The organism is Frankia sp. CcWB2, from assembly GCF_977927585.1.
In genome coordinates this window covers 32,190-34,561 of sequence record NZ_CDWRCM010000013.1, presented here as the reverse complement: position 1 = coordinate 34,561, position 2,372 = coordinate 32,190, and the positions used below count along the sequence as shown (strand labels likewise).

The window sequence follows — 2,372 nt, the reverse complement described above, 5'->3', positions numbered from 1 at the left end:
CATCGACCCGGCGGTCGTGGGCAGTGACATGAGGATGCTGGTCTCGGAGCTCGCCGGTCGGGCGACCATCGAACTGAAGGGCCGTGAGCTCGGCCTTGACCTGTCGAACCAGCGTGAGGCGCTCGGACGGGTGGTGGACCTGGTCAAAGAGCGGGAGGCGGCCGGGTACGTCTACGAGGCCGCGGAGGCCTCCTTCGAACTCCTGCTGCGCGACGAGGTGGCCGGCCGGCAGCGGTTCTACACCCTCGAATCCTGGCGCGTCATCGTCGAGCAGCGCCCGGGCGGCGAGGTGGTCAGCGAGGCGACGGTGAAGCTCACCTCGCACGGCGAACGCCACGTCGCGACGGCGGAGGGGAACGGACCGGTCAACGCTCTCGACACGGCACTGCGCAACGCGCTGGAGAAGGCATATCCGGGGTTGGCCGATCTGGACCTGGTGGACTACAAGGTTCGGATCCTCGACGGCAAGCAGGGGACCGGCGCGGTGACCCGGGTCCTGGTGGGAACCAGTGACGGCCGCGAGTGCTGGGACACGATCGGCGTGGACGAGAACATCATCGCCGCCTCCTGGGCGGCCCTGGAGGACGCCGTCGACTACGGACTGCGGCGGCAGGGAGAGCGCCCAGACCCGGACGCGGCCTGACGCCGGGCCCCAACCCCCGGGAGTGGCCCCGCCCGGGCGTGGGTGCTCCCGTTGTACCGCCCGCGGAGCAGCCCGCCGCCGCGGGCCGGGCCGCCGGCTACGTGGGTCAGTCCTGCGGGATCTCCTCCCACCACTGGCACCACCAGTCGCCGCCGACCAGAACGCGTAGCTTCGGGTGCCAGCAGTAGGTGATGTCCTTGTCGGCGTCCAGGTAGTATAGGCAGTTGTCGCACCGCTCGTCGCCGTTGGGTTTACCCCGCAGGATCGCGTCTTCGGCCAGGTGGCCCAGTTTGACGCTCAGTTCCTCGTCGATCGGCTTCGGCTCGGGTGCGCCGACATCGTAGACGGGGGTGGTGTCGGTCTCGCTCACCGTTTTCCTTTCCCTTTCCTCTGCCGGGTAACTTGCCGGGCAGCTCCGCGGTGATGTCGGCCGTCCGCGTCGGATCTGGTCAGTACGGGACAGCGGGAGCGGGTGGCTGCCATCCGCTGGTGGACCAGCTGGTGGACCAGGCGCGGGTTCTAGCCTAATTCTCGGTCACTCGTCACCGTTCTGGCGAACTTGATCAGCCCCGGCCGTGGTCATGTCGGTCATACGAGTCATACCCGCGGTGTGGCGGGGCCGCCCACCGGCCGGTCGGGTCAGCTCCTTCCGCGGGCTCGGTACGGTCTGGGGGTGCGTATTGCGAGGTTTACCGATGGTTCGGAGCCTGGGTTCGGGGTCGTGGAGGGGTCGATCGAGGCGGGTACGGCCGTGATCTCCGGCATCACCCCGCATCCGTTCGGTCCGTTCTCCTTCACCGGCGTCCGCCGGGGGCTCGGCGACGTGCGGCTGCTCGCTCCCGTGCTGCCGAGCAAGGTGCTCTGCGGGGGCAAGAACTATGCCGACCATGTCTGGGAGATGGGCGGTGACACCCCGCCCGAGTGTCCGATCCTCTTCCTCAAGCCCTCCACCAGCGTCGCCGGCCCGGGCGATCCGATCACCCTTCCGTCGGACAGCGAGCGGGTCGACTTCGAGGGCGAGCTGGCGATCGTCATCGGCCGGCTGTGCCGTGACGTCCCGGTGGAACGGGCCTTCGAAGTGGTGCTCTGCTATACCTGCGCCAATGACGTGACCGCTCGCGATCAGCAGAAGGCGGACGGCCAGTGGACCCGGGCCAAGGGCCATGACGCCTTCTGCCCCCTCGGTCCCTGGATCGAGACGGATCTCGACCCGGCGGATCTGACCATCCGCACCACCCTGGACGGCGAACTGCGCCAGAGCTCCCGAACCGGCCTGCTGCTGCGCGACGTCCCCTCGTTGATCGCCTACATGTCGTCGGCCATGACGCTGCTACCCGGCGACGTGCTGCTGACCGGAACGCCCGCGGGCGTGGGGCCGATGTCACCGGGGCAGACGGTGGCGGTGACCGTCGAGGGCATCGGGACGCTCACCAACCCGGTAACGGCTCGCTAGCGCCCGCGGCGCGATCCTCCGCCGGATGACTGCCGGTCGGGTGGCTGCCGGTCATTCCCGATGCCCCAGCCACGGGACGTGACGGGATGACCGGCGTGCATCGGCACCCCGGCGCGCTGATGTGCTGTCTGCATGAGGTACAGTAGGCAGCGCCCGAACAGGGCCCATGGGGTATGGGGTAATTGGCAGCCCAACGGATTCTGGCTCCGTTAGTCTAGGTTCGAGTCCTGGTACCCCAGCTGCATCAGATCTGCCGCTCGGTCGAAACTGGCCGCT

General features: G+C 68.6%; 3 protein-coding genes and 1 tRNA gene. 3 read left to right on the top strand and 1 reads right to left on the bottom strand.

What is annotated here, in order from left to right:
* On the top strand, positions 1-643 hold a 643-nt coding region (locus ACY45C_RS02990; RefSeq protein ID WP_462186128.1), incomplete at its 5' end, for an alpha-isopropylmalate synthase regulatory domain-containing protein.
* Positions 644-749: 106 nt separating this feature from the next.
* Here the strand turns inward: ACY45C_RS02990 and ACY45C_RS02985 are convergent.
* Positions 750-1,013 (bottom strand): hypothetical protein, encoded by a 264-nt coding sequence (locus ACY45C_RS02985; RefSeq protein ID WP_462186127.1) that lies wholly within the window; start codon positions 1,011-1,013, stop codon positions 750-752.
* 303 nt (positions 1,014-1,316) lie between these two features.
* Between ACY45C_RS02985 and ACY45C_RS02980 the strand changes: the two genes are divergently transcribed.
* Complete coding sequence (locus ACY45C_RS02980) at positions 1,317-2,096, top strand: fumarylacetoacetate hydrolase family protein (RefSeq protein ID WP_462186125.1); 780 nt, start codon at positions 1,317-1,319, stop codon at positions 2,094-2,096.
* Positions 2,097-2,263: 167 nt separating this feature from the next.
* Positions 2,264-2,335, top strand: a tRNA-Gln gene (locus ACY45C_RS02975).
* The last annotated feature ends 37 nt before the right edge of the window (positions 2,336-2,372 follow it).